This is a genomic window from Pseudomonas arvensis (assembly GCF_056688935.1).
The window spans coordinates 4,354,804-4,379,819 of record NZ_CP162038.1 but is presented as its reverse complement, the minus strand read 5'-3'; the positions used below and the strand labels follow the sequence as shown (position 1 = coordinate 4,379,819).

21 protein-coding genes are annotated in these 25,016 nt (G+C 60.3%); 20 read left to right on the top strand and 1 reads right to left on the bottom strand.

Going from position 1 to position 25,016, the window contains the following annotated elements:
• Positions 1–56 precede the first annotated feature (56 nt).
• Entirely contained in the window at positions 57–848 is a 792-nt protein-coding gene (gene phhA / locus AB3G88_RS19665; protein ID WP_099584102.1) for a phenylalanine 4-monooxygenase, read from the bottom strand.
• A gap of 257 nt (positions 849–1,105) precedes the next feature.
• Between phhA and AB3G88_RS19660 the strand changes: the two genes are divergently transcribed.
• The 20 genes from AB3G88_RS19660 to fliG all read left to right on the top strand — a co-directional run bounded on the left by AB3G88_RS19660 (position 1,106) and on the right by fliG (position 25,006).
• Positions 1,106–2,668: a sigma-54-dependent transcriptional regulator gene (locus AB3G88_RS19660; RefSeq protein WP_112196378.1), complete on the top strand. Its 1,563-nt coding sequence runs from the start codon at positions 1,106–1,108 to the stop codon at positions 2,666–2,668.
• A 501-nt stretch (positions 2,669–3,169) separates the two neighbouring features.
• Complete coding sequence (locus AB3G88_RS19655; protein WP_099584104.1) at positions 3,170–3,910, top strand: flagellar basal body rod protein FlgF; 741 nt, start codon at positions 3,170–3,172, stop codon at positions 3,908–3,910.
• 62 nt (positions 3,911–3,972) lie between these two features.
• Complete coding sequence (gene flgG / locus AB3G88_RS19650) at positions 3,973–4,758, top strand: flagellar basal-body rod protein FlgG (protein WP_076952969.1); 786 nt, start codon at positions 3,973–3,975, stop codon at positions 4,756–4,758.
• 53 nt (positions 4,759–4,811) lie between these two features.
• Positions 4,812–5,507: a flagellar basal body L-ring protein FlgH gene (gene flgH / locus AB3G88_RS19645; protein ID WP_480451268.1), complete on the top strand. Its 696-nt coding sequence runs from the start codon at positions 4,812–4,814 to the stop codon at positions 5,505–5,507.
• Between the two features lie 27 nt (positions 5,508–5,534).
• On the top strand, positions 5,535–6,623 hold the full coding sequence (locus AB3G88_RS19640; protein WP_081797739.1) for a flagellar basal body P-ring protein FlgI: 1,089 nt from the start codon (positions 5,535–5,537) through the stop codon (positions 6,621–6,623).
• Between the two features lie 4 nt (positions 6,624–6,627).
• Positions 6,628–7,899, top strand: a complete 1,272-nt coding sequence (flgJ, locus tag AB3G88_RS19635; RefSeq protein ID WP_099584107.1) for a flagellar assembly peptidoglycan hydrolase FlgJ — start codon at positions 6,628–6,630, stop codon at positions 7,897–7,899.
• Positions 7,900–7,909: 10 nt separating this feature from the next.
• Positions 7,910–9,961 carry a flagellar hook-associated protein FlgK gene (gene flgK / locus AB3G88_RS19630; protein WP_112196376.1) on the top strand — a complete coding sequence of 684 codons (2,052 nt, stop codon included), beginning with the start codon at positions 7,910–7,912 and terminating at the stop codon, positions 9,959–9,961.
• A 14-nt stretch (positions 9,962–9,975) separates the two neighbouring features.
• Positions 9,976–11,616, top strand: a complete 1,641-nt coding sequence (locus AB3G88_RS19625) for a flagellar hook-associated protein 3 (RefSeq protein WP_480451265.1) — start codon at positions 9,976–9,978, stop codon at positions 11,614–11,616.
• A gap of 276 nt (positions 11,617–11,892) precedes the next feature.
• On the top strand, positions 11,893–12,822 hold the full coding sequence (locus AB3G88_RS19620; RefSeq protein WP_150675837.1) for a ketoacyl-ACP synthase III: 930 nt from the start codon (positions 11,893–11,895) through the stop codon (positions 12,820–12,822).
• Between the two features lie 265 nt (positions 12,823–13,087).
• Positions 13,088–14,605 (top strand): flagellin N-terminal helical domain-containing protein, encoded by a 1,518-nt coding sequence (locus tag AB3G88_RS19615; protein WP_191946579.1) that lies wholly within the window; start codon positions 13,088–13,090, stop codon positions 14,603–14,605.
• A gap of 74 nt (positions 14,606–14,679) precedes the next feature.
• Positions 14,680–15,030 carry a flagellar protein FlaG gene (locus tag AB3G88_RS19610; RefSeq protein WP_099584112.1) on the top strand — a complete coding sequence of 117 codons (351 nt, stop codon included), beginning with the start codon at positions 14,680–14,682 and terminating at the stop codon, positions 15,028–15,030.
• 80 nt (positions 15,031–15,110) lie between these two features.
• Positions 15,111–16,514 carry a flagellar filament capping protein FliD gene (gene fliD, locus AB3G88_RS19605; protein WP_191946577.1) on the top strand — a complete coding sequence of 468 codons (1,404 nt, stop codon included), beginning with the start codon at positions 15,111–15,113 and terminating at the stop codon, positions 16,512–16,514.
• A 142-nt stretch (positions 16,515–16,656) separates the two neighbouring features.
• Positions 16,657–17,061: a flagellar export chaperone FliS gene (gene fliS, locus AB3G88_RS19600; RefSeq protein ID WP_099584114.1), complete on the top strand. Its 405-nt coding sequence runs from the start codon at positions 16,657–16,659 to the stop codon at positions 17,059–17,061.
• Positions 17,062–17,087: 26 nt separating this feature from the next.
• Positions 17,088–17,384 carry a flagellar protein FliT gene (gene fliT, locus AB3G88_RS19595; protein ID WP_099584115.1) on the top strand — a complete coding sequence of 99 codons (297 nt, stop codon included), beginning with the start codon at positions 17,088–17,090 and terminating at the stop codon, positions 17,382–17,384.
• A 170-nt stretch (positions 17,385–17,554) separates the two neighbouring features.
• Positions 17,555–19,030 carry a sigma-54 dependent transcriptional regulator gene (locus tag AB3G88_RS19590; protein ID WP_099584116.1) on the top strand — a complete coding sequence of 492 codons (1,476 nt, stop codon included), beginning with the start codon at positions 17,555–17,557 and terminating at the stop codon, positions 19,028–19,030.
• 110 nt (positions 19,031–19,140) lie between these two features.
• Positions 19,141–20,352: a sensor histidine kinase gene (locus tag AB3G88_RS19585; protein WP_099584117.1), complete on the top strand. Its 1,212-nt coding sequence runs from the start codon at positions 19,141–19,143 to the stop codon at positions 20,350–20,352.
• A gap of 6 nt (positions 20,353–20,358) precedes the next feature.
• A complete protein-coding gene (locus tag AB3G88_RS19580; protein WP_480451261.1) occupies positions 20,359–21,735 on the top strand; it encodes a sigma-54-dependent transcriptional regulator in 1,377 nt (458 codons plus the stop codon).
• Positions 21,736–21,863: 128 nt separating this feature from the next.
• Positions 21,864–22,193, top strand: a complete 330-nt coding sequence (fliE, locus tag AB3G88_RS19575) for a flagellar hook-basal body complex protein FliE (RefSeq protein WP_099584119.1) — start codon at positions 21,864–21,866, stop codon at positions 22,191–22,193.
• Between the two features lie 16 nt (positions 22,194–22,209).
• Entirely contained in the window at positions 22,210–23,994 is a 1,785-nt protein-coding gene (fliF, locus tag AB3G88_RS19570; RefSeq protein ID WP_099584120.1) for a flagellar basal-body MS-ring/collar protein FliF, read from the top strand.
• The gene (fliG, locus tag AB3G88_RS19565) at positions 23,987–25,006 is read left to right on the top strand and encodes a flagellar motor switch protein FliG (RefSeq protein WP_017735208.1); all 1,020 of its coding nucleotides are present in this window, start codon (positions 23,987–23,989) and stop codon (positions 25,004–25,006) included. The genes fliF and fliG overlap by 8 nt, the downstream gene beginning before the upstream one ends.
• Positions 25,007–25,016 lie beyond the last annotated feature (10 nt).

Genomic DNA, 25,016 nt, shown 5'->3' with positions numbered 1-25,016 from the left:
ACCCTAAAGCAACGCGGGGCCAGGGAACAGACTCACCTGGCCTTAAAAGACGCAGTTCAAGCAGCCTTTGGTTTGGGCGGGAATTTGGGGGCGTGCAAGCCAAGCTGCATGCCGTGCTCGACCATGCCCATGATGTCTTCCTGCGCCACGTCGAACAGGCGCTTGAGTTCGGGCAGTACGAAGTAGAGCGGTTGCAGGATGTCGATGCGATACGGCGTGCGCATCGCTTCCAGCGGGTCGAAGGCTTGATGCTCGGGCTCGTCCGACAGGCAGTACACGCTTTCCTTGGGCGACGACAGAATACCGCCACCGTAGATGCGTCGACCTGCGGGCGTGTCCACCAGGCCGAACTCGATGGTCATCCAGTACAGGCGCGCCAGATACACCCGTTGCTCTTTGGTGGCCGCCAGGCCGAGCTTGCCGTACGTGTGGGTGAATTCGGCGAACCAGGGGTTGGTCAGCAGCGGGCAGTGGCCGAAGATCTCGTGGAAAATATCCGGCTCTTGCAGGTAATCCAGTTCTTCGCGGGTACGAATAAACGTCGCCACCGGAAATTGCTTGCTGGCGAGCAGTTCGAAAAAGGTCTGGAAGGGGATCAGCGCGGGGACGCGGGCGACTTGCCAGCCGGTGGTCTCGGCCAGGACTTTATTGATTTCGCCCAATTGTGGGATGCGATCCAGAGGCAGGCCGAGTTTGTCGATGCCGTCCAGGTATTCCTGGCAGGCGCGGCCTTCGATCACTTTCAACTGGCGCGTGATCAGGGTGTTCCACACCGCGTGTTCTTCCGGCGGGTAATGGATAAAACCTTGCGCATCGGGCTCGCGGGCCACGTAGTGCGTCTGTTTCATACGGCTCTCCTGCTAGGCATTCGTTCTTGTTATGTCCTGCGATGAACCTATTGATAACCCTTGCAAGGCGAGATTCCATCCGCCGGTAAAGTGGATTTGTAGGAAATAACGCGAATTTTCGTAAAGTAATCGTTACGCATGTGCAGTTCGTCGCGGCATTGGGCTGGGAAAGGCACACAAACTGTCACATAATCTTGACGACTATCTGCGCCCAGCGTCAAAAAGACCCGGCGCCTACCCATTGTTCGGGCCCTTTCATGCGTATCAAAGTGCACTGCCAAAACCGCATCGGCATCCTGCGGGACATCCTCAACCTGCTGGTGGAGTACGGCGTCAACGTCGCCAAGGGCGAAGTCGGCGGCGAGCATGGCAATGCCATTTACCTGTTTTGCCCGAACCTGGTGAACATGCAGTTCCAGGCGCTGCGCCCGCAGTTCGAGGCGATTGCCGGGGTGTTTGGCGTGAAAAGGGTAGGGCTGATGCCCAGTGAGCGTAGGCACATGGAGCTCAATGCCTTGCTCGGCGCCTTGGAATTTCCAGTGCTGTCCATCGACATGGGCGGCTCCATCGTCGCTGCCAACCGTGCGGCGGCGCAGTTGCTCGGGGTGCGGGTGGACGAGGTGCCGGGCATTCCACTGTCGCGCTACGCCGAGGACTTTGACTTGCCGGAACTGGTGCGTGCGAGCAAGTCGCGGATCAATGGATTGCGGGTCAAGGTCAAGGGTGACGTGTTCCTGGCGGACATCGCGCCGCTGCAGTCCTCCGAGCACGATGACAGCGAAGCCATGGCCGGCGCCGTGCTGACCTTGCACCGCGCCGACCGCGTGGGCGAGCGCATCTATAACGTGCGCAAGCAGGAGTTGCGCGGCTTTGACAGCATCTTCCAAAGCTCCAAAGTCATGGCGGCGGTAGTGCGTGAAGCCCGGCGCATGGCACCGTTGGATGCGCCGCTATTAATAGAAGGCGAAACCGGCACTGGCAAGGAACTACTGGCCCGCGCCTGTCACCTGGCCAGCCCCCGTGGGCAATCGCCGCTGATGGCGCTCAATTGTGCCGGTCTGCCGGAGTCGATGGCCGAGACCGAGTTGTTCGGCTACGGCCCCGGCGCGTTCGAAGGCGCGCGGGCCGAAGGCAAGCTGGGGCTGCTGGAGTTGACGGCGGGCGGTACGTTGTTTCTCGATGGTGTGGGGGAAATGAGTGCGCGCCTGCAGGTGAAACTGCTGCGCTTTCTGCAGGACGGTTGCTTTCGTCGGGTGGGCAGTGATGAAGAGGTGTATCTGGATGTGCGAGTGATCTGTGCGACCCAGGTGGATTTGTCCGAACTCTGCGCCCGTGGCGAATTCCGTCAGGATCTCTATCACCGCCTTAACGTGCTGTCGCTGCACATCCCGCCGCTGCGCGAATGCCTGGATGGACTGGGGCCTTTGGTTGAACACTTTCTCGATCAGGCCAGCCGCCAGATCGGTTGCCCGCTGCCCAAGCTCGCGCCGGCGGCGATGGAGCGGCTCAGCCACTACCATTGGCCGGGCAATGTGCGGCAGTTGGAAAACGTGTTGTTCCAGGCGGTGTCGCTGTGCGAGGGCGGGACGGTGAAGGTCGAGCATATTCGCTTGCCGGATTACGGCGCGCGTCAGCCACTTGGCGATTTTTCCCTGGAGGGTGGGTTGGAGGCGATTGTCGGACGCTTTGAGAAGGCGGTGCTGGAAAGTTTGTATGCCGAGCATCCGAGCAGCCGCCAGTTGGGGAAGCGCTTGGGGGTGTCGCACACCACCATCGCCAACAAACTGCGCGATCACGAAATTCTCAAGGTCGAAAAATAATCAACTGACACTGTGGGGGCAAAATGTGGGAGGGCTTGCCCCCGATAGCCGTGTGTCACTCAATACATCAGCAACTGAACCACCGTCATCGGGGGCAAGCCCTAATGCCGGTCAGTTAAGAGATAAAAGGGCAAAAAGTAACCTGTGGCGAGGGAGCTTGCTCCCGTTGGACTGCGCAGCAGTCCCATTTTTGGGGCCGCTTCGCGGCCCAGCGGGAGCAAGCTCCCTCGCCACAGGTACGGTGTTCGCCCTTAACTGACTGGCATTAGGGCAAGCCCCCTCCCACAATTGATCTTCGTCGTTTTCCTGACCGGTAGTTGCCGGAAGCGGCAGTAGTCCGCCGTTTTTTCGACTCTGGTACAACCTCGAAATACTTGCGCGTCCGTGAAAACCCTTGCCCTGCCTGCACTTTAGCCACTTTCACAAAGTTGGTTCGCAAATTGCTTAAGCCTCATCAGTACAGCGGTGGGCGGCAAGCCTGCGTCAGAAAGAGGAAAGAGTGTGGACAAGTACCTTTATGTGGCAATGACCGGCGCCAGCCAGAATGCACTGGCGCAGAAGGCCCATGCCAACAACTTGGCGAACATTTCCACCAACGGTTTTCAACGTGACCTGGAGCAGGCGCGTTCGATGCCGGTGTTCGGTGACAGCTTTCCGGCGCGGGCGTTTGCCTTGACCGAGCGTCCAGCCACTGACTTCACCCCTGGCGCGATGATCGAGACCGGCCGTGACCTGGACGTGGCCGTCAGCGGCGACGGCTGGATGGCGGTGCAGACCCCGGACGGCAGCGAAGCCTACGTGCGCAGCGCCAGCATGAACGTCGATGCATTGGGCGTGCTGCGCGCCGGCAACGGCATGCCGATCATGGGCAACGGTGGCCCGATTGCCGTGCCGCCCCAGCAGAAGATCGAAGTCGGCTCCGACGGCACCATCAGCATCCGCGCCATGGGCGAAGGCCCACGGGTGATGGCGGAAGTGGACCGGATCAAGCTGGTCCAGCCCGACCTCAAGAATATGAATAAAGGCCTCGACGGCACCATCCACACCAAGGATGGCCAGCCTGCCGTAGCCGATGCGACTGTCAAGCTGACCTCGGGTTTCCTGCAGGCAAGCAACGTCAATGCCGTGGAAGAGATGACGGCAGTGCTGGCGCTTTCCAAGCAGTTCGAGCTGCACATCAAGATGATGAACAGCGCCAAGGAAGACGACCAGGCCATGACTCGCGTCATGCAGATGAGCTGATCAGCGCTCACTCACTAATTTGCTAAACGGCGCCAACAAACAGGCGCACGAAGGAGAACACCATGCTTCCGGCTCTATGGGTTGCCAAAACAGGTCTGTCCGCCCAGGACACCAACCTGACGACCATTTCCAACAACCTGGCGAACGTATCGACCACGGGCTTCAAACGTGACCGCGCCGAGTTCCAGGACTTGCTCTATCAGATCAAGAAGCAGCCGGGTGCCCAGTCGACCCAGGACAGCGAACTGCCGTCGGGCCTGCAATTGGGTACCGGTGTGGCAATCGTCGGCACCCAGAAGAACTTCAGCGCCGGTAACCTGCAACAGACCGGTCAGCCGCTGGACATGGCCATCAACGGCCGTGGTTTCTTCCAGATCCTGCAACCGGATGGGACTACGTCCTACACCCGCGACGGTACTTTCCACTTGGATTCCAATGGCCAGATCGTCACCGCCAACGGTTTCGCCCTGGAGCCGGCCGTGATCGTGCCAGCCGATGCCAAGACTTTCACCGTCGGCAACGACGGCACCGTATCCATCACCGTGGCCGGCAACCCGGCATCGCAAGTGATCGGCAACCTGCAAACCGCCGACTTCATCAACCCGGCCGGCCTGCAGGCCATGGGTAACAACCTGTTCCTGGAAACCGCCTCCAGCGGCGCGCCGCAAATCGGCACCCCTGGCCTGAACGGTTTCGGCACCACGCTGCAAAGCACCTTGGAAACCTCCAACGTGAGCACCGTGGAAGAGATGGTCAACATGATCACCACTCAGCGCGCCTACGAAATGAACTCCAAGGTGATTTCCACCGCCGACCAGATGCTCTCGTTCGTAACGCAGAATCTGTAATCAAGTCTATGGGGCGCTCTTGAGGGCGCCTGCTACACCGTGAGGTATGGGTCATGAATCGCTTTGTTTCCGTTTTGGCATTGAGTGGGATTGCCGTGCTCGCGGGCTGTGTCGCCCCGACGCCCAAACCCAATGACCCGTACTACGCGCCGGTGTTGCCGCGCACGCCGTTGCCGGCGGCTGCCAACAATGGCTCGATCTACCAGGCCGGTTTCGAACAGAACCTGTACAGCGACCGCAAGGCGTTCCGGGTGGGTGACATCATCACCATCACCCTCAACGAGCGCACCCAGGCCAGCAAGAACGCCAACTCCCAAGTGGGCAAAAACAGCACCGCCAGCCTTGGTTTGAGCTCGCTGTTTGGCGCTGTGCCCAACGTCAATAACCCGTTGAGCGATGGTGACCTGACCCTGAACGCCGGCTACAGCGGATCCCGTGCCACCGACGGCAAGAGCGCGGCAGGGCAGGGCAACAGCCTGACCGGTTCGATCACCGTGACCGTGGCCGATGTATTGCCCAACGGCATCATCGCCGTGCGCGGTGAGAAGTGGATGACCCTCAATACCGGTGACGAGCTGGTACGCATCGCCGGCATGGTGCGCGCCGATGACATCTCCACCGACAACACCGTACCGTCCACGCGGATTGCCGATGCGCGCATCACTTATTCCGGCACTGGCGCCTTTGCCGATGCGAGCCAGCCGGGCTGGTTCAACCGTTTCTTCCTTAGCCCGCTGTTCCCTTTCTAGGTGGCCACTTTGAAATTCAAACAGCTGATGGCGGCCGCACTCCTGCTTTCGTTGAGCGCTGTCGCCCAGGCCGAACGCCTGAAAGACATCGCGAGCATCTCCGGCGTGCGTTCCAACCAGTTGATCGGCTACGGCCTGGTGGTGGGGCTCAATGGTACGGGCGACCAAACCACCCAAACCCCGTTTACCTTGCAGACCTTCAACAACATGCTCTCGCAGTTCGGCATCAAGGTGCCGGCGGGCTCGGGCAATGTGCAGCTCAAGAACGTCGCGGCCGTGTCCATCAGTGCCGATTTGCCGGCGTTCTCCAAGCCTGGCCAGGTGGTGGACATCACCGTGGCTTCCATCGGTAACTCCAAAAGCCTGCGCGGCGGCACCCTGCTGATGACGCCGCTCAAAGGTATCGACGGCAACGTCTACGCCATCGCCCAGGGCAACCTGGTGGTGGGCGGGTTTGACGCCGAAGGTCGCGACGGTTCGAAGATCACCGTCAACGTGCCCTCGGCCGGTCGGATTCCTGGCGGCGCCACGGTGGAACGTACCGTGCCCAGCGGTTTCAACCAGGGCAACAGCCTGACCCTGAACCTCAACCGGTCCGACTTCACCACCGCCAAGCGCGTGGTCGACAAGATCAACGACATGCTCGGCCCTGGCGTGGCCCAGGCCATCGACGGCGGTTCGATCCGCGTGACCGCGCCGCTGGACCCAAGCCAGCGTGTGGATTACCTGTCGATCCTGGAAAACCTTGAAGTCGACCCAGGCCAGGCAGTGGCCAAAGTCATCATCAACTCGCGCACCGGCACCATTGTGATCGGCCAGAACGTCAAGGTATCGCCGGCTGCGGTGACCCACGGCAGTCTGACCGTGACCATCACCGAAGACCCGATCGTCAGCCAGCCTGGGCCGTTGTCCAATGGCCAGACGGCGGTCGTGCCGCGCTCGCGGGTCAATGCCCAACAGGAAGCCAAGCCGATGTTCAAGTTCGGCCCCGGCACCACGCTGGATGAGATTGTCCGCGCGGTGAACCAAGTGGGCGCGGCGCCTGGCGACCTGATGGCAATCCTTGAAGCTTTGAAACAGGCCGGCGCCTTGCAAGCCGACCTGATTGTGATCTGAGGCCATGGCCATGGATATGCGCAAGAGCGGGATCAGCAGCACGGCGGATTCGGGGTCTTACTCCGACCTGAACCGGCTTAACCAGCTCAAGGTCGGCGGCGACAAGAACAGCGAAGGCAACATGCGCAAAGTGGCGCAGGAGTTCGAGTCGCTGTTCGTGAGCGAGATGCTCAAATCGATGCGTTCGGCCACCGAGGCCCTGGGCAAAGACAACCCGATGAACACCCCGGCGGCCAAGCAGTACCAGGAGATGTACGACCAGCAACTGGCGGTGTCGATGTCGCGCGAGGGCGGTGGTATCGGCCTGGCCGACGTGCTCATGCGCCAGATGCAGAAGAACAAGCCGGTGGACGCTGCTGCGGCCACCTTGCAAGGTCCGGCAGCCGCAGAACCCGTCAAGAAAGTCGACGTGCCGACGGAAATTGCCGCCGGCACCCAGGCCGAAGGTCCGCTGGGTCGCTCCAATGGCCAGCGTCCGCTGTGGGCCTACCGTGTGGCCGAGCCTCAGGCCGGTGCTGCCGCTGCCCACAGCAACGACATGGAACTGATGAACCAGCGCCGCATTGCCTTGCCAAGCAAGCTGGCCGATCGCCTGCTCGCCGGTATTGTGCCGAGCACCCAAGTGGCGGCCGAGGCCAAGACCGCGCCGCTGCGTAACAGTGCCGCCGACGACAACGTCATCAACAGCACCGCACGCAGTTTTGCCGTGCCCAACGACCGTATGCAGATCTACAGCCGCGCCGTGGCCCAGCCGCCACTGGCACCGGCGAAAAAGGCGTTCAGTTCGCAGGATGAATTTGTCGCCACCATGTTGCCGATGGCCAAGGCCGCGGCAGCGCGTATTGGCGTGGATCCGAAGTACCTGGTGGCCCAGGCCGCCCTGGAAACCGGTTGGGGCAAATCGGTGATGCGCGCCGAAGATGGCAGCAGCAGCCACAACCTGTTCGGTATCAAGGCCGGCCAGAGTTGGCAGGGCGGTCAGGCACGTGCAATCACCAGCGAGTTTCGCGATGGCGCGATGGTCAAGGAAACGGCGCAGTTCCGTTCCTACGACTCCTACCAGGACAGCTTCCACGACCTCGTGACCTTGCTGCAAAGCAATGATCGCTATAAAGAAGTTGTGAAGTCGGCCGACAACCCGGAACAGTTTGTGCGCGAGTTGCAAAAAGCCGGTTACGCCACCGATCCGGCCTACGCCAGCAAGATTTCGCAGATCGCAAAAACGATGAACAGTTATCAGGATTACGCTGCCGCGGGCGCGACCACTCATTTATAAGGTCTGAACCATGAGTTTGCTCAATATCGGGATGTCGGGGCTAAACGCCGCTCAAGGATCGTTGTCGGTTCTGAGTAACAACATCGCCAACGCCAATACCGCGGGCTATTCGCGTCAGCAGACCACCCAGAGTGCGAACGCGAACAACCAGTACGGCGGCGTGTTCATCGGCAGCGGCACCACCCTGGCCGACGTGCGCCGGGTCTATAACGAATACCTGGACACCGCCTACCAGAACAGCACCTCGCTCAACAGCGACGCCAAGGCGTATCTGGACCAGGTCAGTGCGGTCGACAAGACGCTGTCGGACAAGACCACCGGCATGTCCGCCGTGCTCAGCTCGTTCTTTGCTGCGGTGCAGACCGCCTCGGCCAGCCCGAACGATACGTCGGCCCGCCAGATCCTGCTCACTAACGCCCAGACGCTGACCAACCGGTTCAATGCGATCTCCAGCCAGTTGAGCCAGCAGAAAGAGACCATCAACAGCCAGTTGACCTCGATGAGCGATCAGGTCAACCAACTGACGTCGTCGATTGCGTCCCTCAACAAGCAGATCGCCCAGGTCCAGGGTTCGTCCAACACCACCCCGGCCAACCTGCTCGATTCCCGGGCTGAGGCCGTGCGCTCGCTGAATGAGTTGATCGGTGTGACCGCCACGGAAAAGAACGGCGTGTTCAGCGTCAGCACCGGCAGCGGCCAGTCCCTGGTGCTGGGCGATCAGTCCAGCAGCATTTCCGCCGTGCCGAGCAACAGCGACACCAGCCAGTACACGATCCAGCTCAATGCGCCGGGCGGTACGACCCTGGACCTGGGCAATGTGATCAGTGGCGGCAGCATCGGTGGCCTGCTGCGTTATCGCAGCGATGCGCTGATGCCAGCCATCAATGACCTGGGGCGTATCGCGCTTGTCACTGCCGATGCCCTCAACAGCCAATTGGGCCAGGGCCTGGACCTCAATGGCGAGTTCGGCGCCTCGATGTTCACCGACATCAACAACGCCGCCTCCGTTGCCCTGCGCAGCCAGGCAGCCCAAGGCAACCTGGGCGACGGCGCGCTGGGCGTGACGATCAAGGACAGCAGCCAACTGACCAACTTCGATTACAAGGTCAGCTTCAACGATGGTGCCAACCTCAATAAGGTCACGGTGCTGCGTTCCGACGGCAAGGCCATGGGCACGTATGACCTGAGTGCCACGCCGCCGCCGGTTATCGATGGGTTCACCCTGGCGGTCAAGACGGGAACAAACGTGCAGGCGGGCGACAGCTTCAAGGTCAGCCCGACGGCCAACGGCGCCAAGGAAATCGGCACCATCCTGACCGACCCGAGCAAGATTGCGTTTGCCGCGCCGTTGCAGGGCGAGGCGGGTAAAACCAACCAGGGCACCGGCACTTTTACGCCGCCGACGCTCACCGTGCCCTTGGACATCCAGGGCGGCGCCGACACCGCACAACTGCGCACCGGCATCGAACACTCGATGCCGGTGACGATGGTCTTCGCCAAACCGGCAGCCGATGGCACGCAGGCCTACACCCTCAGCAACGCCCAGGGTGATCCGATCGGTTCCGGCAGCATCGTGCCGGGGCAGACCAACAAGATCAGCATCAGCGTACCGATGCGTGATGCCAGCGGAACCTTGTTGTCGCCGGCCAAGAACTTCAGCTTCGACACCACGGTGGGCGGTTCGCCGGCCAACGGCGACAGCACCTCCTTCTCGTTCAATGCCTCCGGCAAGTCCGACAACCGCAACGCCCAGGCCCTGCTCAACCTGCAGACCAAGGCAACCGTAGGCCTGGCGGCCGATGGCAGTGGCGGCACCAGCCTGGTGGGGGCCAACAGCAAGTTGGTCTCGACCGTTGGCGCCAAGGCCGCAGCGGCCACCACGGACACCACGGCCACCAACGCGCTGTTGACGGCCAACAAGAACGCGCGCAACTCCGTCTCCCAGGTCAACCTGGATGAAGAAGCGGGCGACATGATCAAGTTCCAGCAGTACTACACAGCGTCGTCGCAGATTATCAAGGCTGCGCAAGAAACCTTCAGCACGCTGATCAATAGTCTTTAAGGGAGTCTGGGACGATGCGCATTTCTACACAGCAGTATTTCGACACCAGTGCCAGCAAGTATCAGAACAACTATTCGGGTGTGGTGCAGGCCCAGCAGCAAGCGAGTTCCGGCGTGCGTGTGCAGACCGCTTCGGACGATCCGGTAGCAGCCCAGCGCTTGCTGATGCTGCAACAGCAGAAAGACATGCTGTCGCAGTACAGCGGCAATATCACCAGTATCCAGAACAAGCTGACCAACGAAGAAAGCATTCTGGATGCGATCAACACCACAATCCAGGCCGGCAGCCAACTGGCGCTGCGTGCCGGCGGCGTGACCAGCGATGCTGACCGCAAGTCCATTTCGGTCGAGGTGGGCGCGCTTGAGGATCAACTGTTGGGCTTGCTCAACAGCAAGGATTCGGCCGGCAACTACCTGTTCTCCGGCTCCAAGACCGACACGCCGCCGTACTCGCGCAACAACGATGGCACATACAGCTATCAGGGCGATGAGAACGAGCTGAGCCTGCAGGTTTCCGAGACGCTGACGGTGCGCACCGGCGATACCGGCAAGACGATCCTGGAAGGGGCGGTCAACACCAGTCGCACCCAGGCCAATTACCTCGCGCCGGCTGCTGCGCCGGTGGCGCCTGCGATTTCGCCGCCGTTGGTCGACGACCACAAGGTCGCTATATCGAGCGGCCTGGTCACGTCGGGCTCCGACTACACCCGGCAGTTTGCCGACGGCCAGCCGTACAAGCTGACCTTCACCAGCAGCACCCAGTACGTCATTACCGACAAAGACAACAACGACATTACGTCGCAGGTTGACGGTAACGGCACGTTCGACTCCACCAAGGAAGGCAGCGCCAGCGTCAACCTGCGCGGCGTCAAGTTCGATATCACGGTAGACCTCACCGACCGCGCCACCGGGCCTGATGCCGATGCGCTGGTCAAGGGGCGTGAGTTCAGCCTCAGCGCCAAGCCTGATGGGTTCAACATCGCGCGGACCGCGAGCAACACGTCCAGTGCGCAATTGACCAACGCCAGCGTCAGCAGTGCGGCCAGCTATTCGAGCACCTTTCCCAACAGCGGCGTATTGATCAAGTTCGACGACACCGACCCGAACGCCTATAAGGTCTATGCCCAGCCGTACACCGCTGGCAGCAAGCCGATTGTGGACAATGGCGTGGTCACCCCTGGCACCGGCACCCCGCCGGGCCCGAGCACCATCACGGCAGCGGGCGTCACCTTCGAACTGAGCGGTACGCCGAACGTCGGCGATCAGTTTTCGGTGGGCAACACCACCCAGAAAACCCAGAACGCCCTCGATACCCTGGGCCAACTGCGCAAGGCGTTGGAACTACCGGCGGACGGTATTCCGGGGGCGCGGGTCAAGCTTCAGAACGCGCTGAACGCTGCGGTCAGTAACCTCACCAGCTCGGCCGACCAGGTGGACAACGTGCGTGGCTCCATCGGTGCGCGGGAGAATGCGTTGACGGTGCAGGCCAGCGCAAACGCCAGCATCAGTCTGGCCAACAACACCACCATGAGCGCCTTGGCCAACGTCGACATGGGCGAGGCGGCGATCAACCTGACGCTGCAGCAAACCATGCTCGAAGCCTCGCAGCTGGCCTTCGTGAAAGTCTCGCAGTTGAGTCTGTTCAACAAGATGTAAGTGGCTTCAAGTCAAGCGGCCCGCTCTGGAAACAGAGCGGGCCGTTGTCGTTTCTGGGGCTAAATTGTTGAAACGTTTTGCATAAAGCACACAAAATTGAGTGACCTGTGAGTCATAAAGCGCATCTTCACTGTATCGTGTGAAAAGGATAAGTCGTCACAGGGTCCTTGCGGGGCGGCTTTCAGCGAGATTGTTATGGGGTTATCCCCTTTATTGTCAGCACTCCGGGCGCAGTCCTCGGGGTGTTCTCCAGCTATTTAGTATTGGGAAGCCACAATGATTGGCATAAAAAGCATCGCCAGTTACGTGCCGGCAGACGGGATCGATAACTACGCCCAGGGTGCCAAATTCGCCAAGGATGAAGAATTCATCATTGGCAAGATCGGTTCGGCGTTCCTGCCGCGCAAGGAAGCCGCCCAGGAAACTTCCGATCTGTGTGTCGAGGCGGTCAACGCTTTGTTTGCCAACAACCCGGACCTGAAGCGCGAATCGATTGACGCGCTGATTGTCGTCACCCAGAACGGTGATGAAGAGGGTTTGCCCCACACCGCCGCCATCGTCCAGGACAAGCTGGGCCTGCCGACGCATGTGGCGGCCTTTGATATTTCCCTGGGCTGCTCCGGCTACGTCTACGGCATCTACGCGATGAAGGGCTTCATGGAAGCCACCGGCCTGAAAAACGGCCTGCTCATCACCGCCGACCCCTATTCGAAGATCGTCGACCCGGAAGACCGCAACACCACCATGCTGTTCGGCGATGCCGCCACCGCCACCTGGATGGGCGAAGACGCGCCGTGGTTGCTGGGCAAGTCCAAGTTCGGCACCGACGGTTCCGGCGCGCCGCACTTGAAGGTCAGCGATGGCGTGTTCTTCATGAACGGCCGCCAGGTGTTCAACTTCGCTTTGCTCAAGGTCCCGGCGCATTTGCACGAGCTGCTCAACGAGTCGGACCTTGCGGCCGATGAGATCGACGCGTTCTGCATCCACCAGGGCAGTGCGGCGATTGTCGACGCCGTGGCGCGCCGCTTTGAAGATGCACCCGTGGAGAAGTTCATCAAGGACATGGTCGAGACCGGTAACACCGTGTCGTCGAGCATTCCACTGCTGCTGGAAAAGCATGTGATGGACGCCACCTGGAAGCGCGTGGCCATCAGCGGTTTTGGTGTGGGCCTGTCGTGGGGTTCGGCGATTTTGTATCGCCCGTGACCCTTTGGCAGGGCCTATAAAAAAACGCCGATGATCGAGAGATCATCGGCGTTTTTTATTTGGCGCCAGAAACACCAATGAAATAGGGGGGGTGCGTCTGCGTAAACCCTTGAATTGCAAGGGGTGGCACGGCGCCAGTAAAAAAAATCAAAAAAATCCTCAAGCAACTGCCCACCACGACGATAACTATTACGTAGGTTCTCAGGCCACACCCGGCGGTTGCCAGGGCCGGAAGCCGCAGTATCCATCCAACGAGGATTTCGTCATGGCTTTAACAGTAAACACCAACATTGCTTCGATCACTACTCAGGGCAACCTGAACAAAGCTGGCGGCGCCCTGGCCACTTCCATGCAGCGCCTGTCTTCCGGCCTGCGTATCAACAGCGCTAAAGACGACGCTGCCGGCCTGCAGATCGCTAACCGCCTGACCAGCCAAATCAACGGCCTGGGTCAAGCTGTAAAGAACGCCAACGATGGTATCTCCATCGCTCAGACCGCTGAAGGCGCGATGCAGGCTTCGACCGACATCCTGCAAAAAATGCGTACCCTGGCTCTGTCTTCCGCTACTGGTTCCCTCAGCGCTGACGACCGTAAGTCGAACAACGACGAATACCAGGCTCTGACTTCGGAACTGACCCGTATCTCGCAAACCACTACTTTCGGTGGCCAGAAGTTGCTGGACGGCTCGTACGGTACCAAGGCTATTCAAGTAGGCGCCAACGCCAACGAAACCATCAACGTCAGCCTGGACAACGTGGCTGCCAACAACATCGGTTCGCAGCAGGTTAAATCGGTCGCTATCACCCCGAACGCTACTGGCCTGACGGCTGCTAACTTCGATATCACTGGTAACGGCCAGACTGCAAACGTTGCCTACGATGTCGGCGCTTCGGCCAAGGACATCGCTGCTAAAGCCAACGGCGCTATCGGTGGCTTGACTGCTACTGCCAGCACCGAAGTTAAATTCAAAATCAACGAAGCGACCACAAAGGGCACACCTGCAGTTGCTGCTGTTCCTGGTGCAAACCCGGGCGATCCGGACATTTCTCCGGCTGTACCTGCTGTTCCTGGCGTTCCTGCCAACTTCAAGCTGACCGTTGGCGGCGCAACCGTTAGCTTCGTCGGCGTAACCGACACCGCCAGCCTGGCTGACCAGTTGAAGTCCAACGCCTCGAAACTGGGCATCAGCGTTAATTACGACGAAGCCAAAGGCACCCTGGAAGTCAAATCCGATTCGGGTGAGAACCTGGCGTTCACTGGCGATACTGGTTCTGCCGCTGTCACCGTTGCTGCCAAAAACGGCGCTGGTGACTACGCCACTACCTTCACCGCTGTAGCCGCCACTGGCGCTACCGTTGTGACTGGTCAAGTTTCGCTGGATTCGGCCAAAGGCTACTCTCTGGCTAACGGCAGCGCCGGCACCGCGGTAACTGATCTGTTCGGCGGTGCTGCTGTAACTTCGACCAAAACCAACGTGTCGGACACCGACGTGACCAGCTCCACTAATGCCCAGAACGCTCTGTCGGTTATCGACAAGGCCATGGACAAAATTGGTAGCGTCCGTTCCGACCTGGGTGCCGTGCAGAACCGTCTGACCACTACTGTAGACAACCTGCAAAACATCCAGAAGAACTCCACCGCTGCACGTTCCACCGTTCAGGACGTCGACTTCGCTTCCGAAACCGCCGAACTGACCAAGCAACAAACCCTGCAGTCGGCTTCCACCGCGATCCTGTCGCAGGCTAACCAGCTGCCATCCGCTGTACTGAAGCTGCTTCAGTAATTCCAGCGCTTGGTAACTAACGGAAGGGCGCGTCTACGTGCCCTTCCGTTTTTTCGGTTTAGAGGAGATTGGACATGGACATGAGTGTAAAGCTGAACCAGTCTTATCCGCCGGTTGCACCTCAAAGCGCACCTGCCAAGGTAGTGACTGACAACAGTGTCAAGAATGTCCAGGCAACGCCCGCGATCAGCCAAGAGCCCGCACGCGCCGACCTGGAAAAAGCAGTAACCGATATTCGTGATTTCGTTCAGGCTACCCAGCGTAGCTTGGACTTTTCCATTGATGACTCCACCCACCGCGTGGTGGTCAAGGTCATCAATACCGACAATGGTGAAGTGATTCGCCAGATTCCGTCGGAAACAGCCTTGAAGCTGGCACAGAACCTCAGCAGCGCAAGCAACTTGTTGTTTGACGACAAGGTCTGAGCTGGCATGAAACTTGTTGCTGTCTGGTCTTGAGGCGTAATAAGTCAAGATAACGGCAGCCACCGAACAGGAGATAGATGATGGCGGGTTCAACGGTAAGTGGTATCGGTTCGAACATCGATACGCAAGCGATTGTGACGTCTTTGGTGAACGCTGAAAAAGCGCCCAAGCAGGCGCAGATCAATACCCAGACCGGAAAAGCGACCACCACGCTGTCTTCGCTCGGCACGATTCAAGTAGCCCTTGATGCCTTCCGTGCGGCGCTTGATACCATGACGGCCAGCTCAAGCTTTACCGGCCTGAGCGGAACGTCGTCGGATGAGAAGGTCGCCACCATGACGGCCAGTAAAACGGCGTCCAGTGGCAGCTTCCGTCTGATCGTCGAGCAGTTGGCGCAGCCTTCGAAGCTTTCGAGCAAAACCTTCGCCAGCGGTGCGTCGGCGGTGGTGAATGCCACCGACAAGCCGACTACGCTGACCATCTCCCAATCTGGCAAGAAATTCGATGTCAGCATTCCGGCTGGCGCGACCTTGCAGCAAGTGCGCGACTCGATAAACACGCAATTCGGCACCGCCGGCATGAGTGCCAACATCCTTACCGACTCTACCGGTTCGCGGCTGATCCTGACGTCCACCACCATGGGCGTTGGTTCTGACCTTACACTATCCGGTAATTCGGGCCTGGATGTGGGCGCTACGGTGGTTGACGATCCTAAGGATGCCAAATATAGCATCGACGGGATTGCGGCTACGTCCAAGACCAACAGCATTACTGGTGCGCTCAGCGGCGTGGATATCAAGCTGGTCTCGGTGTCCGCGCTGAAGACGGCAGGCGATACCTCTACCGATGCCCCAAGAACCGCAACGCTGATCACGGTCAGTACCAACACTGCGGCGCTGAAGACTGGGGTCAAGGGCTTTGTCGATGCCTACAACACCCTGATTACCGCGATGAACGCCCAAACCAAGGTCACCACCAACTTGGACGGCTCAACCACCGCAGCGGCGTTGACCGGTGACTCGACCATGCGGTCGTTGCAGAGTGCGATTCGTAACGAGTTCAACGCCTTATCGGGTACCGGCAGCTTCAAGGCGCTGGCCCAATTTGGTGTCGCCACCAGCTCGACCACCGGCCTGTTGTCTATCGACGATAAAAAGTGGGATGCAGCGGTCAAGACCAACGCGGCTGATATCAACAGCATGTTCACCGGTACTACTGGCATGCTCGCGCGCATGAAGACGGCTACAGAACCTTACGCGAAGGCCTCCACCGGTATTTTCGCGACGCGCTCGGCGACGCTGTCCGAAAGCCTCAAGGATCTGACCAAGCAGCAGACCTCCCTGGATGCACGTATGGAAACTCTGCAGAACAGTCTGTCGGCCAAGTACAACGCCATGGACACCCTGGTCGCCCAATTGCGCCAGCAAAGCACCAGCGTGATGACCACGCTCAATGCCTTGAACAATCCAAAGACCAATACTTGATCCCCTGCTGACCAAAAAAAGGCCAGGCGCGCTGCCTGGCCTTTTTTTATCGCGGGACGACGGGGGCTAAAGCTTTTTGCGAACCCGTCGACATATTGGTTACTAGAATCCTTTTCGCTGTCGCCTGTCACGAGGTAGAAACATGAATCCCATGAGAGCCCTTCGCCAATACCAGAAGGTCAATTCCCATGCTCAGATCTCCGAAGCCAGCCCGCATCGCCTGGTGCAAATGCTGATGGAAGGCGGGCTCGACCGTATGGCCCAGGCCAAGGGCGCGCTGGCGCGTGGCGACATCGCCCAGAAGGGCCTGATGCTCGGCAAGGCCATCGACATCGTCATCGGCCTGCGCGACGGCCTGGACGCTGAAAAGAGTGATAACCCGGCTTACGTCCAACAGCTGGAGAGTCTGTACGCCTACATGACCAACCGTCTGATGGAAGCCAACCTGCATAACGACGTCGACATGATCGACGAAGTGGCTCGTTTGATGATTACCGTTAAAGAAGGCTGGGATGCGATTGGCGCCCCACAGGCCACCGCAGAATAAGGCCTGGGTGCCTTGAGGAACACGTCATGAGCCACGCACTGCAACGCATTGATGAAACCCGTGAGGCGCTGATGGGCGCGCTGGCGGACCGTAACTGGGACGCCATCGGCGAGCTGGATATGGGCTGTCGCGACGTGATCGAGCAGGTGCTCAGTGAGGCGCCGGTAGACGAAGATGCGTTGCGTGAGAAGCTTGAGAGCCTGTTGGCGGTCTACCAGCAATTGCTGCAGGTGACGACGGGCGAAAGGCAGGCTATTTTTGAAGAGATGTCGCAGATCAACCAAGCTAAAAATGCGTCAAAGGTTTACCATCTGTTCGGCTGAATGGCTCAGTTAATCCGAACGGCGCGTCATATATTTGACTGTGCTCGCATTTTTGACTTAACTAGTGCTGTTTTCAGATTTCAGACGTCTAGTAGGGTAAGAAGTCTTACAGGCGCCTCGATTGCCCTCAATCTCGGGGCAGGAAGTTTTACTAGGGAAGTTGCTATTGCATGTGGCGTGAAACCAAAATTCTGCTGATCGATGACGATAGCGTCCGCCGCCGCGACCTGGCGGTGATTTTGAATTTTCTTGGCGAAGAAAATCTGCCCTGCGGTAGCCATGACTGGCAGCAGGCGGTCAGCTCGTTGTCATCGAGCCGTGAAGTCATTTGTGTGCTGATCGGGACGGTAAACGCTCCAGGCGCTGTTTTGGGCTTGTTAAAGACACTGTCTACCTGGGATGAGTTCCTTCCCGTGTTGCTGATTGGTGATATTTCTTCTGTCGAGCTGCCGGAAGACCAACGCCGCCGCGTACTTTCCAGCCTGGAAATGCCCCCCAGCTACAGCAAATTGCTGGATTCCCTGCACCGTGCCCAGGTCTATCGCGAGATGTACGACCAGGCCCGCGAGCGCGGTCGCCACCGCGAACCCAACCTGTTCCGCAGCCTCGTCGGCACCAGCCGCGCCATCCAGCACGTGCGCCAGATGATGCAGCAAGTGGCCGATACCGACGCCAGTGTTCTGATCCTCGGCGAGTCGGGCACCGGCAAGGAAGTGGTCGCACGCAACCTGCACTACCACTCCAAGCGCCGCGACGGGCCATTCGTGCCGGTCAACTGCGGGGCGATCCCGGCAGAGCTGCTTGAAAGCGAACTGTTCGGCCACGAGAAGGGCGCCTTTACCGGGGCGATCACCAGCCGTGCCGGGCGTTTCGAGCTGGCCAACGGCGGCACCCTGTTCCTCGACGAAATCGGCGACATGCCGCTGCCGATGCAGGTCAAGCTGCTGCGCGTGTTGCAGGAGCGCACTTTCGAGCGCGTGGGCAGCAACAAGACCCAGAGCGTCGACGTGCGCATCATCGCCGCTACCCACAAGAACCTTGAAAGCATGATCGAGGTGGGCAGCTTCCGCGAAGACCTCTACTACCGCCTCAACGTCTTCCCAATCGAGATGGCCCCGCTGCGTGAGCGCGTGGAAGACATCCCGCTGCTGATGAACGAACTGATCTCGCGCATGGAACACGAAAAGCGCGGTTCGATTCGCTTCAACTCTGCCGCCATCATGTCCCTGTGCCGCCACGGCTGGCCGGGTAACGTGCGCGAGCTGGCCAACCTGGTGGAGCGCATGGCGATCATGCACCCGTACGGTGTGATCGGCGTGATCGAGTTGCCGAAGAAATTCCGCTACGTCGACGATGAAGACGAGCAGATGGTCGACAGCCTGCGCAGCGACATGGAAGAGCGTGTCGCCATCAACGGCCACACGCCGGACTTTGGTTCAACCGCCATGCTGCCGCCCGAAGGCCTGGACCTCAAGGACTACCTCGGCAACCTGGAACAAGGCTTGATCCAACAGGCCCTGGACGACGCCAACGGCATCGTCGCCCGCGCCGCCGAGCGCTTGCGCATCCGCCGAACCACCCTGGTGGAGAAGATGCGCAAGTACGGCATGAGTCGTCGGGAAGGCGATGAACAGGCGGATGATTGACGCCTGATTCCAGAGACCGCTGATTTATCAGCGGTTTTTTTTCGGCACAAGTATTGCTACAGCCCTCGCAACGTTCCGTTTAACTGACGGTCAGCCAGCGAGAGAGCATGATGCCCCACGCCGCCCAGCAATCTTCCAGCCCCTCTATCCCGGGGCTTATTCCCTCTGTGGAGCAGCAAAGCCGTCAGGGTCTCGAACAGGCGTTTTCGCTGTTCAACCAGATGTCGAGCCAATTGACTGACTCCTACAGCCTGCTCGAAGCCCGCGTCTCGGAGCTTAAAGGTGAGTTGGAAGTGGTGAGCGCCCAGCGCATGCAAGAGTTGGCCGAGAAAGAGCGCCTGGCCAACCGTCTGCAAAACCTGCTGTCGCTGCTGCCCGGTGGGGTGATTGTCATCGATGACCAGGGCCGCGTGCGCGAGGCCAACCCTGCGGCCTGCGACATGCTCGGCCTGCCGCTGGAAGGCGAGTTGTGGCGCCATGTCATCACCCGTTGCTTCGCGCCGCGTGAAGATGACGGTCACGAAATCTCCCTCAAGGACGGGCGCCGCCTGTCCATCGCCACCCGTTCCCTGGACGCGGAGCCGGGGCAATTGGTGTTGCTTAATGACTTGACCGAAACCCGTCACTTGCAAGACCAATTGGCGCGCCACGAGCGCTTGTCGTCATTAGGGCGGATGGTCGCTTCTTTGGCGCATCAGATCCGCACGCCGCTGTCGGCGGCGTTGATCTACGCCAGTCATTTGACTGATGAGCAATTGCCTGTCGCCACCCAGCAGCGGTTTGCCGGCCGTCTCAAGGAGCGTCTGCACGAACTGGAGCACCAGGTGCGCGACATGCTGGTGTTTGCCCGCGGCGAATTGCCGCTGACCGACCGTGTGACACCCGCCCACCTGATGCAGGCCCTGCAAGCGGCTGCGAGCACCCATATTCAAGACACTCAGGTGCGCTGGCAGTGCGACAGCCACCTCGGCGAGTTGCTGTGCAATCGAGACACCCTGGTGGGCGCGCTGCTCAACCTGATCGAAAACGCTATCCAGGCCAGCGGCCCGGGTGCACGGCTCAAGGTCCACCTGTATAGCCGTGAGCAAACCTTGCGCCTGTGCATCAGCGACAGCGGTGCCGGCATCGACCCTGTGGTGCTGAAGCGCCTGGGCGAACCCTTCTTCACTACCAAGACCAACGGAACCGGCCTCGGCCTGACCGTGGTCAAGGCCGTGGCCCGTGCCCATCAGGGAGAATTGCAACTGCATTCCCGACTGGGGCGTGGCACCTGTGCACTGATAAGCCTGCCGCTGTTTTCATGCGCGGCAGGCGCGGAGTAAAAAGTAATGGCTATCAAGGTTCTGTTGGTGGAAGACGATCGCGCCCTGCGTGAAGCATTGGCTGACACGCTGCTGTTGGCGGGCCATGACTACCGGGCGGTCGGTTCTGCCGAGGAGGCCTTGGAGGCGGTGGAGCAGGAAACCTTCAGCCTGGTGGTCAGTGACGTGAACATGCCAGGCATGGACGGCCACCAATTGCTGGCCCTGCTGCGTGCGCGCCAACCGCAACTGCCGGTGTTGCTGATGACTGCCCATGGCGCCGTGGAGCGCGCGGTGGACGCCATGCGCCAGGGCGCAGCGGACTACCTGGTCAAGCCCTTCGAACCCAAGGCGCTGATCGAACTGGTCGCGCGGCACGCCCTGGGCGTGATCCCCGCCAGCGAAGGCGAGGGCCCGATTGCCTTCGAGCCGGCCAGTGCGCAATTGCTGGAGCTGGCGGCCCGCGTGGCGCGCAGTGATTCCACGGTGCTGATTTCCGGCGAGTCCGGCACCGGCAAGGAAGTGCTGGCGCGTTATATCCACCAACAATCCACTCGCGCCAAACAACCGTTCATCGCCATCAACTGCGCGGCGATCCCCGACAACATGCTGGAAGCCACTTTGTTCGGCCATGAAAAAGGCTCGTTCACTGGCGCCATCGCGGCCCAGGCGGGCAAATTCGAACAGGCCGACGGCGGCACCATCCTGCTGGACGAAATCTCGGAAATGCCGCTGGGCCTGCAAGCCAAGCTGCTGCGCGTGCTGCAAGAGCGCGAAGTGGAGCGCGTGGGCGCACGCAAGCCGATCCAGCTGGACATCCGTGTGGTCGCCACCACCAACCGTGACCTCGCCGGCGAAGTGGCGGCGGGGCGCTTTCGTGAAGATCTGTTCTACCGGCTTTCGGTATTTCCCCTGGCCTGGCGCCCGCTGCGTGAGCGCCCAGCGGACATCGTCCCGCTGGCCGAGCGGCTGCTGAACAACCACGTCAAAAAAATGAAGCACGCCCAGGCGCGACTGTCGGCCGAGGCGCAAGCCTGCCTGATCGGCTATCCCTGGCCGGGCAACGTGCGGGAACTGGACAACGCCATCCAGCGCGCGCTGATTCTGCAGCAGGGCGGTTTGATCCAGCCCCAGGATTTCTGCCTGTCCATGGGCAGTGGTGCGGCGCCATTGCCTACCTTGGCGCCTGCGCCCGTGGTTGCCGAGGCGGAGCCCGGCGGTGCCCTGGGCGACGACCTGCGTCGCCGCGAATTCCAGATGATCATCGACACCCTGCGCGCCGAGCGCGGCCGCCGCAAAGAGGCCGCCGAGCGCCTGGGCATCAGCCCGCGTACCCTGCGCTACAAGCTGGCGCAAATGCGTGACGCCGGGATGGACGTGGAAGCGTATCTGTTCGCCACCTGACCGGTAACAAGGTCGACAAGGTTTGTCGCCTTTTCTTACGACTTGATACAGAGCTGGCACCCTTGTTGCTACCTCCCCTAGTAATCGCTGCGTAGTGTCAAAAATTTGCGGGTTGGAGAGAGAAGTTCATGAGCCAGGGTATTGAGTTCAATCGATTGATGTTGGATATGCGCTCCATGCAAATGGATGCCATGGCTCAACCGAAATCCGTCGCGCCAGCGCCGCAATTGGGCCAAAGCAGCTTCGCCGACATGCTCGGCCAAGCCATCAACAAAGTCAGTGACACCCAGCAAGCCTCCAGCCAGTTGGCCAATGCATTCGAGATCGGCAAAAGCGGCGTGGACCTCACCGATGTGATGGTCGCCTCGCAAAAGGCCAGCGTCTCCTTCCAGGCTCTGACCCAAGTGCGTAACAAGCTGGTTCAGGCCTATCAAGACATCATGCAGATGCCGGTTTAAGGGCGAGATTTAAGTCATGGCAGAAGCAGTCTCCGACAACGTACCCGCCAAGGCAGATGGCAAGCCGCCGCTGTTTGGCCTGTCGTTCCTGGAAAACCTCTCGGAAATGACCATGCTGCGTCAGGTGGGCCTGATGGTCGGCCTGGCTGCGAGCGTGGCAATTGGTTTTGCCGTGGTGTTGTGGTCGCAACAACCCGATTACCGTCCGTTGTACGGCAGCCTGGCGGGCATGGATTCCAAGCAGATCATGGAAACCCTCGCCGCCGCCGACATCGCCTATACCGTGGAGCCCAATTCCGGCGCGCTGCTGGTCAAGGCCGATGACGTGGCCCGTGCGCGCATGAAGCTCGCCGCCGCTGGCGTAACGCCGTCCGACAGCAATATCGGTTTTGAAATCCTCGACAAGGACCAGGGCCTCGGGACCAGCCAGTTCATGGAAGCGACGCGTTACCGTCGTGGCCTCGAAGGCGAGCTGGCCCGCACCATCTCCAGCCTCAATAACGTCAAGGGCGCCCGTGTGCACCTGGCCATTCCGAAAAGCTCGGTGTTTGTGCGTGATGAACGCAAGCCAAGTGCTTCGGTATTGGTCGAGCTGTTCTCCGGCCGTTCCCTGGAGCCAGGCCAAGTGCTGGCGATCGTCAACCTGGTGGCGACCAGCGTGCCTGAGCTGAGCAAATCCCAGATCACCGTGGTCGACCAGAAGGGCAACCTGCTGTCGGATATGGCGGAAAACTCCGCGCTGACCCAGGCCGGCAAGCAGTTCGACTACAGCCGCCGCATGGAAAGCATGCTGACCCAGCGTGTGCACAACATCCTGCAACCGGTGCTGGGCAACGACCGCTACAAGGCTGAAGTGTCCGCCGACGTGGACTTCAGCGCGGTCGAGTCGACCTCCGAGCAATTCAACCCGGACCAGCCGGCCTTGCGCAGCGAGCAGTCCACCAGCGAACAACGCACCGCCGCCAACGGCCCGCCGCAAGGCGTGCCGGGTGCCCTGAGCAACCAGCCACCGGCCCCTGCCTCGGCCCCGCAAACCACCGGTGGCGCTGCTGCTGCCGCTGCTGCGATCCAGCCTGGCCAGCCATTGCTGGACGCCAACGGCCAGCAGATCATGGACCCGGCCACCGGCCAGCCGATGCTCGCACCGTACCCGGCGGACAAGCGTAACCAGTCCACCAAGAACTTCGAACTCGACCGTTCCATCAGCCACACCAAGCAACAACAGGGTCGCGTCAATCGCCTGTCGGTGTCGGTGGTGGTCGATGATCAGGTCAAGGTCAACGCGGCGGATGGCGCCGTTACCCGTGCGCCGTGGAGCGCCGACGAATTGGCGCGCTTCACCCGCCTGGTGCAGGACGCCGTCGGTTTTGACGCCAGCCGTGGTGACAGCGTCAGCGTGATCAACATGCCGTTCTCCGCCGAGCGTGGTGAAGTCATCGCCGAAGCGGCGTTCTACACCCAGCCGTGGTTCTGGGACATCGTCAAGCAAGTGCTGGGTGTGTTGTTCATCCTGGTGCTGGTGTTTGGCGTGCTGCGTCCGGTGCTCAATAACATCACCGGCAACGGCAAGAACAAACAACTGGCGGCGTTTGGTGGCAGTGACGTCGAGTTGGGTGGCATGGGCGGCCTGGACGGCGAACTGGCCAACGACCGCGTCAGCCTCGGCGGCCCGCAAAGCATCCTGTTGCCAAGCCCGAGCGAAGGCTACGACGCACAGTTGAACGCAATCAAAAGTCTGGTGGCAGAAGACCCGGGCCGTGTGGCCCAGGTCGTGAAAGAGTGGATCAACGCAGATGAGTGATAATCGAGCCGCTGTTGCCAAGCTCACCAAGGTCGACAAAGCCGCAGTCCTGCTGCTGTCCCTCGGTGAAACCGACGCCGCCCAAGTGCTGCGCCACATGGGCCCCAAAGAGGTTCAGCGGGTGGGCGTGGCCATGGCGCAAATGCGCAATGTGCACCGTGAGCAAGTCGAACAGGTGATGAGCGAGTTCGTCGAGATCGTCGGCGACCAGACCAGCCTGGGCGTCGGCTCCGACAGCTACATCCGCAAGATGCTCACCTCGGCCCTGGGCGAAGACAAAGCCAACGGCCTGATCGACCGTATCCTGTTGGGCGGCAATACCAGCGGTCTGGACAGCCTCAAGTGGATGGAACCGCGTGCGGTCGCCGACGTGATCCGCTTCGAGCACCCGCAGATCCAGGCCATCGTCGTCGCGTACCTCGACCCGGACCAGGCCGGTGAAGTGCTCGGCCACTTTGACCATAAAGTGCGCCTGGACATCATCCTGCGGGTGTCGTCGCTGAACACCGTGCAGCCAGCGGCCCTGAAAGAATTGAACACCATTCTGGAGAAACAGTTCTCCGGCAACTCCAACGCCGCACGGACCACCTTGGGTGGCATCAAGCGCGCGGCGGACATCATGAACTTCCTCGACAGCTCGGTCGAAGGCCAGTTGATGGACTCGATCCGCGAGATCGACGACACCCTGTCCGGCCAGATCGAAGACCTCATGTTCGTCTTCAACAACCTCTCCGATGTCGACGACCGTGGCATCCAGGCGCTGCTGCGCGAAGTCTCCTCCGACGTGCTGGTGCTGGCCCTCAAAGGCTCGGACGAAGGCGTCAAGGAGAAGATCTTCAAGAACATGTCCAAGCGTGCTTCGGAACTGTTGCGCGACGACCTGGAAGCCAAGGGCCCGGTGCGCGTCAGCGACGTGGAAACCGCGCAAAAAGAAATCCTCACCATTGCCCGCCGTATGGCCGAAGCCGGAGAAATCGTTCTCGGCGGGAAGGGCGGCGAAGAAATGATCTAAGGCGCCCCTG

Coding starts and splice junctions, on each gene's coding strand:
- phhA (WP_099584102.1), bottom strand. CDS start 848: ATGAAACAGACGCACTACGTGGCCCGCGAGCCCGATGCGCAAGGTTTT.
- AB3G88_RS19660 (WP_112196378.1), top strand. CDS start 1,106: ATGCGTATCAAAGTGCACTGCCAAAACCGCATCGGCATCCTGCGGGAC.
- flgG (WP_076952969.1), top strand. CDS start 3,973: ATGCTTCCGGCTCTATGGGTTGCCAAAACAGGTCTGTCCGCCCAGGAC.
- flgH (WP_480451268.1), top strand. CDS start 4,812: ATGAATCGCTTTGTTTCCGTTTTGGCATTGAGTGGGATTGCCGTGCTC.
- AB3G88_RS19640 (WP_081797739.1), top strand. CDS start 5,535: ATGGCGGCCGCACTCCTGCTTTCGTTGAGCGCTGTCGCCCAGGCCGAA.
- flgJ (WP_099584107.1), top strand. CDS start 6,628: ATGGCCATGGATATGCGCAAGAGCGGGATCAGCAGCACGGCGGATTCG.
- flgK (WP_112196376.1), top strand. CDS start 7,910: ATGAGTTTGCTCAATATCGGGATGTCGGGGCTAAACGCCGCTCAAGGA.
- AB3G88_RS19625 (WP_480451265.1), top strand. CDS start 9,976: ATGCGCATTTCTACACAGCAGTATTTCGACACCAGTGCCAGCAAGTAT.
- AB3G88_RS19620 (WP_150675837.1), top strand. CDS start 11,893: ATGATTGGCATAAAAAGCATCGCCAGTTACGTGCCGGCAGACGGGATC.
- AB3G88_RS19615 (WP_191946579.1), top strand. CDS start 13,088: ATGGCTTTAACAGTAAACACCAACATTGCTTCGATCACTACTCAGGGC.
- AB3G88_RS19610 (WP_099584112.1), top strand. CDS start 14,680: ATGGACATGAGTGTAAAGCTGAACCAGTCTTATCCGCCGGTTGCACCT.
- fliD (WP_191946577.1), top strand. CDS start 15,111: ATGGCGGGTTCAACGGTAAGTGGTATCGGTTCGAACATCGATACGCAA.
- fliS (WP_099584114.1), top strand. CDS start 16,657: ATGAATCCCATGAGAGCCCTTCGCCAATACCAGAAGGTCAATTCCCAT.
- fliT (WP_099584115.1), top strand. CDS start 17,088: ATGAGCCACGCACTGCAACGCATTGATGAAACCCGTGAGGCGCTGATG.
- AB3G88_RS19590 (WP_099584116.1), top strand. CDS start 17,555: ATGTGGCGTGAAACCAAAATTCTGCTGATCGATGACGATAGCGTCCGC.
- AB3G88_RS19585 (WP_099584117.1), top strand. CDS start 19,141: ATGCCCCACGCCGCCCAGCAATCTTCCAGCCCCTCTATCCCGGGGCTT.
- AB3G88_RS19580 (WP_480451261.1), top strand. CDS start 20,359: ATGGCTATCAAGGTTCTGTTGGTGGAAGACGATCGCGCCCTGCGTGAA.
- fliE (WP_099584119.1), top strand. CDS start 21,864: ATGAGCCAGGGTATTGAGTTCAATCGATTGATGTTGGATATGCGCTCC.
- fliF (WP_099584120.1), top strand. CDS start 22,210: ATGGCAGAAGCAGTCTCCGACAACGTACCCGCCAAGGCAGATGGCAAG.
- fliG (WP_017735208.1), top strand. CDS start 23,987: ATGAGTGATAATCGAGCCGCTGTTGCCAAGCTCACCAAGGTCGACAAA.